This window comes from Rhizobium leguminosarum bv. viciae, assembly GCF_012276115.1.
GTDB lineage: Bacteria > Pseudomonadota > Alphaproteobacteria > Rhizobiales > Rhizobiaceae > Rhizobium > Rhizobium leguminosarum_T.
Genome location: NZ_WIEU01000001.1, coordinates 547,518 through 562,953 on the forward strand (window position 1 = coordinate 547,518; position 15,436 = coordinate 562,953).

Below are 15,436 nucleotides of genomic sequence, written 5' to 3' on the forward strand. Positions count from 1 at the left end.
GTCAGGCTCCAACGACGCTATCGAGTTCACGGTAATCCGGCAGGCTGCGGTCGATCACCTTGCCGCGGCGAAGCACGACGCGGTCAGACTGCGGACGGGACAGGAATTCACTCCAGCGCCGCGCGCTGAAGAGCACGAGATCGGCCGGATCGCCGGCGGCGATGCGGCCCTTGTCCGGCCGTCCGACGATGGCGGCGGGCGAGGTGGTGACGACACGGGCGGCGGTATCGAGGGGGTGGTCGAGATGCAGAATCCGGACGGCCTCGCGGAAGACCTCCACCGGATCGAGATCGCCATAGGCATAGAAGGGGTCGCGGGTATTGTCGGAGGCGACCGCGGTCGCGACACCGGCGGCGGCCAACTCCTTGAACAGGGTGACGCCGCGCCAGCGCGGGGTGCGGCCGGGATAGCGGTCCTGCAGATACATGTTGCACATCGGCAGCGCGATGACCGCGATACCTGCCTTGGCGACCAACTCGACGGTGCGCGCGGCAGTGTCTTCGTCTTGGCGGGCGAGCGAGCAGCAATGACCGGCGGTCACCTTGCCCTCGAACCCGTTGCGCAACACGGCCTCGGCAATTGCCTTCAGCGTCTCGGCGCCGCGATCATCCGTCTCGTCGACATGCAGATCGATATCCAGGCCATGCTCCGCGGCAGTCCTGAAGAGCGTGTCGAGCTGCCAGACAAGCTCCGGCACCATCCTGGTGACACCGCCAAGCAGGCCGCCGGCCTGTCGGATTGTTGTGACGAGATCGGCAAAGAAGATGCTGTCTGCCATGGCATCCAGCGGGAAGAGGGCGACCGCCTGCAGTGCAATCCTCTCCTTCCAGGCATCCCGGATTTCGGAAAAGACCTCGAAGGAGATGCGATGCTGGGGCGCAAGCGAATCCAGGTGCGTGCGGATCAGGCTGGTGCCATGGGCATAGGCGGAGCGGAGCGAGAATTCCATGCGCCGTTTGACGTCTGCCGCCGACCAGTTGGCTTCCCGGTCGGCCCTGACCGCATCGAGCGCCCCCATGAAGCTGCCGTCGGGATTGGCCTGGCGCGGCCAGATATGGCCTTTGTCGAGATGGGTATGGATATCGGCGAAGCACGGCCAGACCATGCCGTCCTTAAGATCGGTCCTGGCATAATCGGCGGGTGCGGCGCCGGCCGGCCGGATGGCGGCAATGACGCCATCGGTAATGACGATATCGGCCTTGACGAGCCCCTCGACGGCGGGCGCGTCAAATCCCACAACGGCAACGGCGGGCAGCGTTGCATTGCTCAGCACGAAGCGGCCGGCATTGGGCGGGGAGATGAAGGAATAGGTCATCAGTTTTCCCGTTTCAGGCTGCTCTCATGCCAACGGTGCAGGCTCAGCCAGGAAATGAAAGAGGTGATAGCGAAGATCGCTACACCGAGCAGGGAGAGCATCAGCAAGGCTGCAAAGAGACGCGGGATATTCAGCCGATACTGTGCTTCGAGAAGCCGGAAGGCGAGGCCGGATCCCGCGCCTGCCGAACCTGCCGCAAATTCCGCGACGACAGCGGCGATCAGCGCAAGGCCACCGCCGATCCTGAGGCCGGTCATGAAATAGGGTTGGGCGGCAGGCAGTTTGAGAAAGAGCAGCGTCTGCCAGCGCGAGGCGCCATAGAGCTCAAAGAGGTTGATCAGATTGTGGTCGACGCTCTTCAGTCCCTGGACCATATTCGAAAGGATCGGGAAAAAGGCGACGAGGAAGGCGCAGATCAGCAGCGCTACCTGCGTCGACGGCGCATAGATCAGGATAAGCGGCGAGATGGCGACGATTGGCGTTACCTGCAGGATGACGGCAAGGGGATAGAAGGCAAGCTCGACCCAGCGTGACTGCACGAGAAAGATCGCAAAGCCGACGCCGCCGACAAGCGCCAGCATCAGCGACATGAAGGTGATCTTGGTGGTGACCCAGAGGGCAGGCGCAAGCGTACCCCAATCCGTCACGAAGGCGTTTGCCACAGCGGCCGGTCCTGGCAGGATATAGGGTGGCACGCCGGACAGTTTCACATAGGCGTACCAGACGAGGATCAACAGGGCGATGACGAGGAAGGGGATGGCGATGCGCAGCGCAAGATCGCGGCGCCTTGCGCTTGCGGTACCCTTAACCAGCAGCGGCGATGTGTCTGTTTCGTCACTCATCAATGATCCCCTGCCGAATTGATCGCCCCGATCAGCGAATGCGATACCGTTTCGCAGGCCCTGCGGTATTCTTCCGAAGTGCGGTAGTGCGCGTCGCGTTCGAGGCTGGTGATCAGCGGGACGTCGGCATGCACGCGCCCCGGCCTTGCCTTCATCACGACGATGCGGTTCGAGAGATAGGCCGACTCGAAGACCGAATGCGTCACGAAAATCACCGTAATGCCGGTCGCCTTCCACAGCCGCAGCACGTCGTCGTTGAGCTTCTGGCGGGTGATCTCATCGAGTGCGGCGAAAGGCTCGTCCATCAGCAGCAGCTTCGGCTTCGTCACCAGCGCACGGGCGATCGAGACGCGCATCTTCATGCCGCCGGAAAGTTCGCGCGGATAAGCCTTGGCAAAATCCTGAAGGCCGACGGTGGTCAGCACTTGCATGATCTGGTCATGCGCGGCGGTCTTCGAAACGCGCCTCAACCTCAGCGGCAGATGGACATTGTCGAACACGTTCTTCCAGGGCATCAACGTCGGCTCCTGGAAGACAAAGCCGATATCGCCCTCCGGCAGACCTCTGGAATTGATGCGCGAACTGGGCCAGTCGATCGTTCCCGAGGTGACATCGCCGAGACCGGCGATGATGCGCAGTGCCGTCGACTTGCCGCAGCCGGAAGGGCCGAGCAGGCTGACGAACTCGCCGCTTTCGACCGTGAGCGACATGTTCGAAAGGGCGACAGTGCCGCTGGAAAAGACCTTCGAGACCGCCTGCATGACGACCAGTGGCCGCTTTCTCGCTTCCTTCGAAGGCGCCGGCTTGGTTTCGGCTAGGGACATTTTCTCGCTCATCTATCGAAGGGGATGCGGTCCGCCGCCAGAGAAGCGGCGGACCTGGCCTGGGAGGCTTATTTCTTCAGCGCCATTCCGGCGCCCTTGCAGACGAACTTCGTCGTGAAGGCCTTGGTGTAATCGGTATCGGCCTTGAACACCTTGATGGCGGTCATCTCGTCGAAGAACTTCTTGTAATGGGCGTCGGTAATGCAGCCGATGCCCTTGTCGAGGCTGTCGCCGGATTCGATGATGCCGTATTCCTTCATCTTGGTGATCGAATAGGCGATCTGGCCGTCCGTTATTTCAGGATTGTCCTTCTTGATCAGCGCGTTCGCCTTGGCGTTGTCGCCGTAAAGGTAGTTGTACCAGCCCTCGATCGAGGCATCGACGAAGCGCTGCACGACGTCGGACTTGCCGTCGATCATCGCCTGCGTCGTCGTGATCATCGTCGAATAGGGTGAATAGCCGTTGTCGGCGAGCAGGAAGACCTTCGGTTCGAAGCCTGCCTGCTTCTGGATCTCGTAGGGTTCGGAGGTCAGGTACCCCTGCTGCGCAGACTCCTTGTCTGCGAGGAAGGGGGCGGGACTGAAGTTATAGGGCTTGTACTGCTCGTCCTTGAAGCCTTTGAAGTTGGCCTTCATCCATTCGAAATAGGTGAGGTAGCCGTCTTTGCTGAGGAACAGCGTTTTCAGCTTGGCGAGATCCTCGAACTTGTCGACGCCGTTGTCCGGATGAGCGATCAACACCTGCGGATCCTTTTGGAAGATCGCGGCGACATCGACCAGCGGAATGCCCTGCTCGACGGCGGATATCTCTCCCTGAGGACCACCCATGTAGAAATCGAGCTTGCCGGAGATCAGCAGCGCGCTGCCTGCAGCATTCGGGCCGCCCTGGACGATGGTGACATCGAGGCCGTATTTTGCATAGGTGCCGTCGGCGACGGCCTGATAGAAGCCGCCATGTTCGGCTTGGGCAAGCCAGTTGGTCCCGTAGCTCACCTTATCGAGGGCAAGCGCCGGCGAGGCGGCGGCAAGCATCGAGGCGAGGCCAAGGCAGCTCAGGAATTGTCTGTTCGTCTGTGCTTTCAACATGGTCGGCAGTTCCCCTTTTGTGGCAGAGGGAAGCCTTATCCGGCTCCCTTTTGAGAGAATTTGAGCCATTGCCATGCGCTTTGAAAAGCATCAAAATTCGTGCGCATTGATGCCTTTTCGGCATCTGTCGGAAAGCTGAAGATAATTTGTGCGGCCTGCGCAAAATTTATGCATCGGAGAGACCATGCTGCACTCCAGACGCCTTCTTTACATCAACGAGATCGCCCGTTGCGGTTCGATCCGCAAGGCGGCCGCGCGCCTTAACGTGGCGTCGTCGGCGGTCAACAGGCAGATTTTGGCGCTGGAGGAGGAGATCGGGGCGCCGCTTTTCGAGCGGCTGCCGCGTGGCCTGCGGCTGACGGCTGCCGGCGAGCTCTGCATCGAGCATATTCGCGATGTGCTGAAGAATTACGAGCGCCTGGAGGGACGCATCCGCAGCCTCAAGATGCAGCAGGCAGGCAAGGTGCGCATGGTGACGACCGTTGGGCTAGCCGCCGGGCCGCTGCCCGAAATCATCGCGCGCTTTCTTTCCGAGCATCCGCGCGTCTTCGTCCAGCTGCGCAACGACACTGGCGGCACGACGGCCAACCCCGTTGTATCAGGCGAGGTGGATATCGGTCTTGGCTTCAATATCCCCGCCATGCCCGGCATCCGCACGCTTGGAAATTTCGATATCCCGATCGGCGTCGTGCTGCCGCCGGGGCATCACCTGATCGGTCCCGGGCCGATCAACCTCGCCGATGTCACCCAGGAAAAACTGGTTCTGGCGCAGCCGGGCACCAGCCTGCGCGAGGTGATCAACCTTGCTTTTGCGCGCCTGCCCATTTCGGTCGAGCCGGTGCTGGAAACCAATGCATCGGAGATGCTGAAACAGCTGGTCAAATGCGGCACCGGGCTGACGCTGCTCAATCCGCTCGACGTCATCACCGAATGCCGGCGCGGTGAACTCGTCTTCCGGCCGATCGCCGAGCCGCATGCGCGTTACCAGCAGATGAAGCTGTTTGCCCGTGCCCGTGCGCCGCTCGACGCGGCCACCAGCCTTTTCGTCGAATATCTGCTCGCCGAACTGCTCGGCCTGGTGCAGGAATTGCAGGCCAAGGGTCATATCCCACCAGATGTGAAACCCGCGGCTGAACCTATTTCACATAGAGATTCGAAAGCGGATAGGCCTTGAGGTCCCGGAGCAGCCCGACGAACCCGTTGACTTGATGGCGGCAGATCGCCTCGCCCTTTTCGGCAGTGGCAACCGAGGCATCGCCGACCACACCGAAGGGATTGAGGTCATGCGCGATCCAGGCCAGCGAATGCGGCGGCAGAGGCTGAAGAAATTTGGATTGCTCCCGCATCCCTTCGGCCTTCGAGGAGAAATTCTGCGCCTTGTCCATCCGCACCAGCTCGGGGCGAAAGTGCAGCATCAACGACGTCTCGACATCGCCGCCGTGGATGCCGTATTTGCTCTCGTGATCGCTGACCATGCCTTCCGGATGGCCGAAACGGCCCCATTGCGTGGAGACCACCGCCATTTGATAACGCACGCGCAGTTCGCGCGCGACGATGCTCATGATGTCGACATTGCCCCCGTGGGAATTGACGATCACCATCTTCCGCAGCCCGGCTTCGGCAACCTTTGCGCCGATCGCCGTCCATACGGGGATGAGCAGCTCGGCACCGAGCGACAGCGTGCCGGGGCCGTAGATGTGTTCGTTGGCCTTGCCGATCTCCTGTGTCGGAAGGACCAGCATGTCCAGATCCTCCGGCCGCTGTCTCTTCAACTCCGCCAGCATGCCGGTCGCGATGGCGACATCCGTTGCGATCGGCAGATGCGGGCCGTGCTGTTCCGTCGAGGCGATGGGCAGAACGGCAATCGTGGTCTCGGGGGAGAGGCCGGCAAAATCATATGTATTGAGCTCGTTCCAGTAAAACGGCGTGGGCATGCGGTCTTCCCCTTTCGTCACCTGCTTCGATAGGGAGTAGGGAATAATGATGAGCCCGAAAAGCATCATTTTTTGCGCATGGCGCTGCTTTTTTTCGCGCGCATCGGCGGGCGTTGCTCCGCTGGCGCTTCCGCGTCCAAGGCAACCTCATTGAAGTTGTGGCTCGGGGCATCTTATGACCGCGGCTCGGAGAATTCATGAGCCAGATCGATAACCGTATGCAACGGAAGGGGTCTAATCAGGAGGCGGAGTTGCACTACCTCAGCAGACGGCGTTGACGCGCCCATGTCCAACAAGCAAGGTGGAACAGTTCATGCCAAGCCAGACACAACTGGAACTTTCCCGTCGAGATCTACTTATCTCGTCGGCCGCAACGATTGCGGTCACCGGAGCCGTCGCGCCCGCGGCGGCACAGTCCCCAGGAAATGACATGGCCTATACATCGAAAGTTTCCTTCGCGGTGAACGGTGAGAACCGCGATCTCGAGGTCGACAACAGAACGTCGCTGCTCGACGCACTGCGCGAGCACCTGCATCTCACCGGCACGAAAAAGGGATGCGATCACGGCCAATGCGGCGCATGCACCATCATGGTCGACGGCCACCGCATCAATTCCTGCCTGACACTGGCGGTCATGCACGAAGGCGATCAAATCACCACGATCGAGGGCCTCGGCCAGCCTGAAAACCTTCATCCGATGCAGGCGGCCTTCGTCAAGCATGACGGCTTTCAGTGCGGCTACTGCACGCCGGGACAGATCTGTTCCTCCGTGGCGGTGCTCGAGGAGATCAAGGCGAATATACCGAGCCACGTCACCGGCGATCTTACGGCAGAGGCGGCCGTCACTGCGGTCGAGATTCGCGAGCGCATGAGCGGCAATATCTGTCGATGCGGCGCCTATTCCAACATTATCGATGCCATTTCGGAAGTCGCGGGGATTAAAGCATGAGAGCCTTCACCTATGAACGTGCCTCATCCGTCGAGGCCGCAGCCAAAGCAGCCTTAAATCCTGAAACCAAGTTCATCGCCGGCGGCACCAACCTCCTCGACCTGATGAAGCTCGAGATCGAGACACCGGCGCATCTGATCGATGTCAACGGCGTCGGCCTCGACAAGATCGAACCCACGCCGGAGGGCGGGCTGCGCATCGGCGCCTTGGTCCGCAATACCGATCTTGCAGCTCATGAAACCATTCGCCGCGATTACGGCCTGATCTCCAGGGCGCTTGTCGCGGGTGCCTCCGGGCAACTGCGCAACAAGGCAACCACGGCCGGCAACCTCCTGCAGCGCACGCGCTGTCCTTATTTCTATGACCCGAACCAGCCGTGCAACAAGCGGCAGCCGGGCAGCGGCTGTTCCGCCATCGGCGGCTTCAGCCGCCAGCATGCGGTGGTCGGCACCAGCGAAGCTTGCATCGCCACGCATCCGAGTGACATGGCCATCGCCATGCGGGTGCTCGATGCTGTTGTGGAAACTGTCAAGGCCGACGGCAGTCGCCGCGCGATTGCGATCGCCGACTTTCATCGGTTGCCCGGCGACACGCCTGATATCGAAACCGTTCTTGAGCGCGGCGAGTTCATCACGGCGGTCCTGCTGCCACCCCCGGTCGGCGGCAAGCACATCTATCGCAAGGTGCGAGACCGCGCCTCCTATGCCTTCGCGCTGGTCTCGGTCGGAGCGGTGATCCAGCCGGACGGCACAGGACGGGTCGCCGTCGGCGGCGTCGCCCACAAACCGTGGCGCATCGAGGCAGCCGAAGCCGAGCTGCCGAAAGGCGCGCGAGCGGTGGCAGGCGTGCTTCTTGCCGGCGCCCGTCCGACCGAACAGAACCGTTTCAAGATCGATCTTGTCGAGCGCACGCTCGGCGCCGTCATTGCCGAAGCAAGGGGTTGAGCCATGCAGTTCGATACGCCAGCGACAACCAACCCGATCGACAATCTGAAGGTCGTCGGTCAGCCGATCCACCGCATCGACGGTCAGCTCAAGACGACCGGCCGCGCGATGTACGCCTATGAGTGGCACGATCCGAATATGCGCTATGCCTACGGCTATCCCGTCGGCGCGGCCATCGCCAAGGGCCGCATCACGTCCATGGACGTTTCCGCCGCCAAAAAGGCTCCGGGTGTGCTTGCCGTCGTGACGACGCTCGACATCGGCGAGCGGAAGAAGGGCAGGTTCAACACCGCCAAGCTTTTCGGTGGCGACGAGGTTCAGCACTATCACCAGGCAATCGCGGTCGTCGTCGCCGAGACCTTCGAGCAGGCACGCGCCGCAGCCTCCCTGGTCAAGGTCGACTATGCCGAAGAAAAGGGTGTGTTCGATCTCGGCCAGGCAAAGGATTCGGCCGTCAAGCCGGATGAATCGCAGCAGCCCGATACAGCGGTCGGCGACTTCGAGGCTGCCTTCGGGTCAGCTCCCGTCACTGTTGACGCGTCTTATACGACGCCCGACCAGTCGCATGCGATGATGGAGCCGCACGCATCGATCGCGGCCTGGAACGGCGACGAGGTGACCGTCTGGACCTCCAGCCAGATGATCGACTGGTGGCGCTCCGACCTTGCAACGACGCTCGACATCGACAAGGAGAAGATCCACCTCATGTCGCCCTTCATCGGCGGCGGATTCGGCGGCAAGCTGTTCCTGCGGGCGGATGCCGTGCTGGCCGTTGTCGGCGCGCGTGCGATTGGGCGCCCCGTCAAGGTTGCTTTGCCGCGACCGTTCATGATGAACAACACGACCCACCGGCCGGCGACGATCCAGCGGATCCGCATCGGAACCGAGCGTGACGGCAAGATCACCGCCATTGCGCACGAAAGCTGGTCCGGCGACCTTCCGGGCGGAGGACTGGAGACCGCCGTCAACCAGACGCGGCTCCTCTATGCCGGTGCAAACCGGATGACCGCGATGCGTCTTGCGACGCTTCATCTCCCGGAGGGCAATGCCATGCGCGCTCCGGGCGAAGCCCCCGGACTGATGGCGCTCGAAATCGCCATCGACGAGATTGCCGAAAAAGTTGGGATCGATCCTGTGCAGTTTCGGATCGTCAACGACACGCAGGTCGATCCGGAAAAGCCGCAGCGGCCTTTTTCCCAGCGCAATCTCGTCGGCTGCCTGACGCTCGGTGCCGAGCGGTTTGGCTGGGGTGAAAGGGGAAGGCCGGGTTCCAGGCGGGACGGCAGCTGGCTGGTCGGCATGGGCGTCGCCGCTGCCTTTCGCAACAACCTCGTCCTTCCCTCCGGAGCCCGGGTAAAACTCGACCGGGAAGGCGTCGTAACGGTCGAAACCGACATGACCGACATCGGGACGGGCAGCTACACGATCATCGCCCAGACCGCCGCCGAGATGATGGGAGTGACGATCGACAAGGTCGCCGTCCAACTCGGCGACTCGCGTTTTCCGGTTTCTGCAGGTTCCGGCGGACAGTTCGGTGCAAACTCTTCCACGTCTGGCGTCTATGCAGCCTGTGTCAAGCTGCGTGAAGCCATCGCCAAGAAGCTCGGCTTCAACTCCGAAGACATCGTCTTCGAGAATGGCGAGGTCCGCTCGGGCAATCGTTCGGTGCCTCTTGCCGAGGCCGCCGGTCCGGATGGTCTTGTCGGCGAGGACACCATCAAGTGGGGCGAGCTCACCGAGACGCATCAGCAATCGACATTCGGCGCGCACTTCGTGGAGGTTGGCGTCGACATTGCCACGGGAGAAAGCCGTATTCGCAGAATGCTCGCAGTCTGCGCGGCAGGTCGGATCCTCAACCCGATCACGGCCCGCAGCCAGGTGATCGGCGCGATGACGATGGGGGCCGGCGGCGCACTGTCCGAGGAACTGGCGGTCGACACCCGTCGCGGCTTCTTCGTCAATCACGATCTCGCCAGCTACGAAGTGGCGGTGCATGCCGACATTCCGCACCAGGAGGTGATCTTCATGGACGAGACCGATCCGATGTCCTCGCCGATGAAGGCCAAGGGCGTCGGTGAGCTCGGCCTTTGCGGCGTCGCGGCAGCAATCGCCAACGCCGTATACAACGCGACCGGCGTCAGGGTTCGGCACTATCCGCTGACGCTTGACAAGCTCATCGGCGGCTTGCCGGACGTGGCCTGATCACGTCGACGGCGGTCCGAAAGCCGGACCGCCGTTAATTCCTGTAGGATTTCCCATGCATCAGACACTTGCGCCCATCACAGCGCCAACTCCCGTCAGAGCCTCGTCCACCGACGATCCGGCGGAACTGCTTCGCTTCGCGATAGACGCCCATGGTCTTGGCGTGGCGGCACTTGCCACCCTCGTCGAAATCCGAGGCGGGGCCGCGCGGGCGCTCGGCGCTCATATGGCGGTTGCCGCAGACGGACGGTTCTGCGGCTATGTCTCCGGCGGATGCGTCGAAGCCGCCGTCGCTTCCGAAGCGCTCCTGGCAATGGCGCAAGGACGGGACCGTATGGTGAAATTCGGCGACGGCTCGCCCTTCTTCGACATCGTTCTTCCTTGCGGCGGAGGAATCTCCATCGCTATCCATGTTCTGAAAGATGTCGGCGCTCTGCAGCATGTTCTGGATCGTCTCGGACAAAGGCAGGCAGCCGGTCTTGTCTACTCGCCGGAGCGGCAGACGCTTATATCGGTCGACCCGCCGCTGCGGACGTGCTGGACCGAGGGTGATTTCCTGACCGTCTATCGTCCTCGCACTCGTGTCGTCCTTTCCGGACAGACGCTTGAAGCGCAGGCCGTCGCACGATTGGCCGAGGCTTCCGGCTATGATGTGATTGCCGTGGCGCCGGAGCGGCCGGTTGCCGATACCATCGATCCTTTCACCGCCGTCGTGCTCCTGCATCATGACATCGACGCCGAAGCCGCCATTCTCGAGACCGCGCTTCACTCGCCGGCGTTCTATATCGGCGCGCTCGGCAGCACTCGGACGCACCGTCGACGGGTCGAGCGATTGACAGCCATGGGTTTCAGACGCGACGACATCGGTCGTATCAAGGCGCCCATCGGGATGTTCGGCCCGACTCGGGATGCAACCTCGCTCGCCCTGTCTGTTCTGGCTGATGTCGCCGCGGCAAGACTGGTGGCTTATGCGTAAGGCGTCAGTCGCGATCGTCATTCTCGCTGCCGGCAAGGCAAGCCGGATGGGTGAGGGCGGGAAGCACAAGCTGCTGGCCGCGTTCGACGGCGTGCCGCTTGTGCGGCGGTCGGCATTGACCGCGCTCGCTGCGGATGCAGCCTCCGTTATTGTCGTCACGGGGCATCGCAGGAGCGAGATCGAGGCCGCGCTCGATGGGCTCGATCTGACTTTCGTCGACAACCCCGATTACACCAGCGGCATGGCAAGCTCGCTCATAGCAGGATTCTCATCGGGGGACGCTGACGGCGCCGACGGCATTCTCGTCATGCTGGCCGATATGCCCGGCATTTCCACGACGCATCTCGATGCCCTAATTTCCGCCTTTCGCAATGCGGGCGGCGAGGCTGTCGTGCGCGCTGTTTCACAGGGCAAGCCGGGCAATCCTGTCATCTTGCCCCGTTCTCTCACTCAGGCAGTCCTCAGGCTTGAAGGCGATGTCGGCGCGCGCGATATCATCGCCACATCAGGCCTGCCCGTGCTTGATGTCGATGTTGGCGACGCGGCCTTGCTCGACGTTGACACGCCGGACGAGATATTGGCGGCCGGTGGCGCGTTGAACTGACCCGCGGAAAATACAGTGAGATGAGGATGATTTGACGCAACGGTTCGAGCTGGATTCTCCGCGGCTTTGAATTCGCCACTCTCAGCCGCGGATATGCCAAGCCGTCATCTTGCAGCCGATGTCATCAACGCACCGACCTGAATGCCTCTCGCAGTTCCTCAGCGAAAAGCTGGGGCTGTTCCCAGGCTGCGAAGTGACCGCCCATATCGACACGGTGGTAATAATGCAGCGTGGGGTAGGCCTCCTTGCTCCAACTCTCCGGCGCCTGGTAGATCTCCTTTGGGAATACGCTGATTGCCACCGGGATCTTGATCTCTTTGGTCTTCTGGGCGTCGGAGCTGAAGTTGTTGTTGTTGTTTTCCCAATAGAACCGCGACGAGGATGCCCCAGTGTTGGTCAGCCAGTACAATGTGATGTCATTCAGCATTTCGTCCTTGGAAAAAACACGCTCGGGAATGCCCTCGCTGTCGCTCCATTGAGCAAATTTTTCGTAGATCCAGGCAGCCAGACCCGACGGCGAGTCGGAAAGCGAGTAGCCGATCGTCTGCGGACGCGTCACCATCATGGCCCCATACGCCGCATTCCGGCCGAAAAAGGTGCTTAACGAGTCATAGGCTTCCCGCTCGGGCGCCGAGAGCCCCTCAGGAGCCGGGTCTCCACTGTTGATCGCCTTGGTGAGATTGCCCGGAACCGTCGCCGGCATATTGAGATGGATACCAAGCAAGCCCTTCGGTGCCTGGCGCGCCAGCGCGTCGGAGATAACGGAGCCGTGGTCGCCGCCCTGGGAAACGTAGTGCGCGTAGCCGAGCCGCTTCATCAGGATGTCCCATGCTCGCGCAACGCGGTCAGGCCCCCAGCCAAGCTCCGTCGGTTTGCCCGAAAAGCCGTAACCGGGGATGGAAGGGATGACGACATCAAATGCGTCCTCCGCTTTACCGCCATAAGCAGTCGGATCTGTAAGAGGGCCGATCGCCTTGATGAACTCGAAGGTCGAACCCGGCCAACCATGGGTCAGAATGACCGGAAGCGCGTTGGGATGACGGGACCGCACATGAATGAACTGGATATCGACCCCGTCGATCGTCGTGATGAATTCCGGAAGTGCATTGAGCTCAGCCTCGGCCTTGCGCCAATCGTATTCAGTGCCCCAGTAACGGACCAGATCCTGGACGCGCGAAAGTTGAATGCCTTGCGAGGTGTCGCTCACGGTCTCCTTGTCTGGCCAACGCGTTTCGGCAATGCGCTTGCGCAGATCGTCAAGCTGTGACTGCGGAACGTGGATCTGGAACGGGCGGATCGTTTCGTCGGCCTCGATCGGCGTCGCCGGCCCGTCAGATGTGACGTCGGCGGCACTCGCTGGCACAAGGTAACCGGCTGGGAACAGCAACATCGGCCCAACCGCCATCACCATTGCTCCGCGGGCAAGCCGGCGCCAGGCGAGAATATTGTCAAACTTCTTCATGAGGCACTCCATGTTCTTGTCGCCCGGGGCGACATTTCGTGACGGAGTGATCTCTGACGGGTCTGCGTATCTGGCATGTTTCAAGAAATGCCAAAAACGTATCAAAGTGAGTGGCGGCTACACACACATGGAACGCGATCGTCAGCGCCAGAATAGGAAATCAAACACCTATTCCTGCCTGCGGAGGCTGCCCAGCATAGCCTTGAATCCCGCAACCGCCCGCTTCGAAACCGCCTCCGGGTTCTCGGCATTGGCGATCCACAGCGCCATATGGCTGCTGGCGCCATTGATGAGGCGAGCGGCGGTTTCGGTATCGATGTCGATGACCTCGCCATCGGCCTTGAGACGGTCGAGGCTGCGGGAGAGGGCGGCGATACAGCCGGGGGTGTTCTGCCATTGCGAGATGTCGCCGAGTACAGCCGGGCCATCGCGAAACATGATACGCTGGATTTCGGGCTCCAGCGCCATTTCGATATAAGCGGAGCACTCGTCGACAAAACCCTGCCAGCGCGTCGGAGCGGCGGCCGAGACCTCGTTCAGCCGTTCGGTCATTTCCGCATCGATTTCGATGATGACGGCCTGGAGCAGGCCCCTCTTGTCACCGAAGTGGTGATAGAGGGCCCCGCGCGTCAGTCCCGCTTCGCCGGTAAAATCGTCCATCGAGGCTTCCGCATAGCCGATCGTGCCAAAGGCACGCCGCCCGGCTGCGATAAGTTTGCCGCGGGTCTCTGCGATCATCTCCTGGCGCGGTTTGCGCATGGCTACTCCAATTGGCATACGCCGCGTATCTTTTTCATTGACATACGAGGCGTATGCATTATCTAAACACATACGCTCCGTATATAAGTGTTCTGTCCGATAGTTGGAAGGATCGTCCCATGTCAAATCCGTATAAGCAAATATTCGCGGCACCTGGAGCCAAGGGCTTCTCCGCAGCCGGCTTTTTCGCACGCCTTCCCATCGCCATGGCGCCGATCGGCATCGTTGCCATGCTCTCCCAGGCACATGGCGAATATTGGCTGGCAGGCGCCGTGTCGGCGACCTATGCGCTCACCAATGCGGTGATCTCGCCGCAGATTTCGCGAGCGGTCGACCGACTGGGCCAGACGGCAGTCGTCGTTCCCACAACCATCGTATCCGTGCTGGCGTTCATCGCGCTGATCACCGCGGCCAACCAGAACTGGCCGGTATGGACGCTATTCGCCTCAGCCTTCCTCGCGGCGGCTATGCCAAGCATTCCGGCGCTGATGCGGGCGCGCTGGACGGAACTCTTTCGCAACCAGCCCGAGCTCAACACCGCCTTCGCGTTCGAAAGTGCCGCGGACGAACTGGTCTATATCGCCGGCGCCTCGCTGTCGGTCGGGCTGGCCGTGGCCCTATTCCCCGAAGCCGGCATGATGGTCAGCACAGCTTTTCTGGCGCTCGGGACGACCGCCTTCATCGTGCAGCGCGGCACCGAGCCGAAGGTGCGTCATGTCGCCGGCGCGGCTTCGGTTGGCTCCGCCATCCGCCAACGCCCGGTGCAGCTCATCACGCTCGCGCTGATCTTCGTCGGCGCGATCTTCGCAACCGCTGAAGTGACTGTTGTCGCCATCACCAAGGAGCTTGGTCAGCCGAATGCGGCAAGCCTGGTCATCGGTGTCTATGCCCTCGGTTCCTTCCTAGTGGGCTTGACCCTCGGCGCGCTTAATCTGCGCATCCCCTTGCACCGTCAGCTGCTGATCGCTGTTGCGATCCTCGCACTGACCTCGCTGCCGCTGCTCGTCGCCGGCAGCTCGGTAACCTTGCTTGCTATCGCCGTCTTCGTCAGCGGCATCGCGATCTCGCCGACCTTTATAACGGCCTTTGGACTGATTGAGCGTCGCGTGCCGGAATCTGTGCTGACGGAGGGCGTCACCTGGGTGATGACCGGCATCGGCATCGGTATGGCGCTCGGCGCCTTCGTCTCGGGCTGGGTCGTCGACAGCTACGGTCCCCAGAGCGGATTCTGGGTGTCTGCAGCCGCCGGTGCAGCGACTGTCCTTATCATTGCCCTCGGTCAGCGTACCCTCTCGGGGGAGTGCACCGGCGGGGAAGATTGCGCGATGCTGGAGCCGGCGCAGTAGCAGGGCGGGCGGTGAGCGACGCAGGAGGCTGCCGACACGCGCGATGTGACGGACCTTGTCCGGCAGGATATTCTGCCGGGCGTTCTGTTGCCGGGAACATAGCTGAAGCAGATTGATCTGGAGCAGCGCGCAGGATGCTGGAACTCTGTCAGGCAAATCTTGCCTTCCACCGCCACCTACTTGTCCTCGCCGGC

At 61.7% G+C, this 15,436-nt stretch carries 14 protein-coding genes; 7 read left to right on the plus strand and 7 right to left on the minus strand.

From position 1 onward, the window contains the following. Position 1: 1 nt before the first annotated feature. The 4 genes from GFM02_RS02550 to GFM02_RS02565 all read right to left on the minus strand — a co-directional run bounded on the left by GFM02_RS02550 (position 2) and on the right by GFM02_RS02565 (position 4,066). Entirely contained in the window at positions 2-1,315 is a 1,314-nt protein-coding gene (locus tag GFM02_RS02550) for a cytosine deaminase (RefSeq protein ID WP_168320686.1), read from the minus strand. After that, positions 1,315-2,157 carry an ABC transporter permease gene (locus tag GFM02_RS02555; protein WP_168320687.1) on the minus strand — a complete coding sequence of 281 codons (843 nt, stop codon included), beginning with the start codon at positions 2,155-2,157 and terminating at the stop codon, positions 1,315-1,317. The genes GFM02_RS02550 and GFM02_RS02555 overlap by 1 nt, the downstream gene beginning before the upstream one ends. After that, a complete protein-coding gene (locus tag GFM02_RS02560) occupies positions 2,157-2,981 on the minus strand; it encodes an ABC transporter ATP-binding protein (protein ID WP_168320688.1) in 825 nt (274 codons plus the stop codon). The genes GFM02_RS02555 and GFM02_RS02560 overlap by 1 nt, the downstream gene beginning before the upstream one ends. Positions 2,982-3,049: 68 nt before the next feature. Beyond that, the gene (locus tag GFM02_RS02565; protein ID WP_168320689.1) at positions 3,050-4,066 is read right to left on the minus strand and encodes an ABC transporter substrate-binding protein; all 1,017 of its coding nucleotides are present in this window, start codon (positions 4,064-4,066) and stop codon (positions 3,050-3,052) included. A 184-nt stretch (positions 4,067-4,250) separates the two neighbouring features. Here GFM02_RS02565 and GFM02_RS02570 point away from each other — a divergent pair, with 184 nt between their 5' ends. After that, the gene (locus tag GFM02_RS02570; RefSeq protein WP_020046900.1) at positions 4,251-5,240 is read left to right on the plus strand and encodes a LysR family transcriptional regulator; all 990 of its coding nucleotides are present in this window, start codon (positions 4,251-4,253) and stop codon (positions 5,238-5,240) included. Here GFM02_RS02570 and GFM02_RS02575 read toward each other — a convergent pair. Further along, a complete protein-coding gene (locus GFM02_RS02575) occupies positions 5,203-6,069 on the minus strand; it encodes a creatininase family protein (RefSeq protein WP_205930130.1) in 867 nt (288 codons plus the stop codon). The genes GFM02_RS02570 and GFM02_RS02575 overlap by 38 nt on opposite strands. A 232-nt stretch (positions 6,070-6,301) precedes the next feature. On the opposite strand from GFM02_RS02575, the gene paoA reads away from it, so the two are divergent. From paoA to GFM02_RS02600, 5 genes are read left to right on the plus strand one after another with little or no spacing between them, the layout of a single operon-like run. Beyond that, positions 6,302-6,949, plus strand: a complete 648-nt coding sequence (paoA, locus tag GFM02_RS02580; RefSeq protein WP_348643947.1) for an aldehyde dehydrogenase iron-sulfur subunit PaoA — start codon at positions 6,302-6,304, stop codon at positions 6,947-6,949. Then, on the plus strand, positions 6,946-7,893 hold the full coding sequence (locus tag GFM02_RS02585; protein ID WP_168320692.1) for an FAD binding domain-containing protein: 948 nt from the start codon (positions 6,946-6,948) through the stop codon (positions 7,891-7,893). The genes paoA and GFM02_RS02585 overlap by 4 nt, the downstream gene beginning before the upstream one ends. Before the next feature lie 3 nt (positions 7,894-7,896). Continuing rightward, complete coding sequence (gene paoC, locus GFM02_RS02590; protein ID WP_168320693.1) at positions 7,897-10,095, plus strand: aldehyde oxidoreductase molybdenum-binding subunit PaoC; 2,199 nt, start codon at positions 7,897-7,899, stop codon at positions 10,093-10,095. A gap of 55 nt (positions 10,096-10,150) precedes the next feature. Further along, positions 10,151-11,071, plus strand: coding sequence for an XdhC family protein (locus GFM02_RS02595; protein ID WP_168320694.1), 921 nt, complete (start codon positions 10,151-10,153; stop codon positions 11,069-11,071). Next, positions 11,064-11,675 (plus strand): nucleotidyltransferase family protein, encoded by a 612-nt coding sequence (locus GFM02_RS02600; protein ID WP_168320695.1) that lies wholly within the window; start codon positions 11,064-11,066, stop codon positions 11,673-11,675. The genes GFM02_RS02595 and GFM02_RS02600 overlap by 8 nt, the downstream gene beginning before the upstream one ends. A 124-nt stretch (positions 11,676-11,799) precedes the next feature. Here the strand turns inward: GFM02_RS02600 and GFM02_RS02605 are convergent, their stop codons facing one another. Together GFM02_RS02605 and GFM02_RS02610 are read right to left on the minus strand one after the other, a co-directional pair. Then, a complete protein-coding gene (locus GFM02_RS02605) occupies positions 11,800-13,137 on the minus strand; it encodes an epoxide hydrolase family protein (RefSeq protein ID WP_168320696.1) in 1,338 nt (445 codons plus the stop codon). Between the two features lie 168 nt (positions 13,138-13,305). Further along, positions 13,306-13,896, minus strand: coding sequence for a TetR/AcrR family transcriptional regulator (locus tag GFM02_RS02610; RefSeq protein WP_168320697.1), 591 nt, complete (start codon positions 13,894-13,896; stop codon positions 13,306-13,308). A 119-nt stretch (positions 13,897-14,015) separates the two neighbouring features. Here GFM02_RS02610 and GFM02_RS02615 point away from each other — a divergent pair, with 119 nt between their 5' ends. Further along, positions 14,016-15,242, plus strand: a complete 1,227-nt coding sequence (locus GFM02_RS02615) for an MFS transporter (protein ID WP_168320698.1) — start codon at positions 14,016-14,018, stop codon at positions 15,240-15,242. Positions 15,243-15,436: the final 194 nt, after the last annotated feature.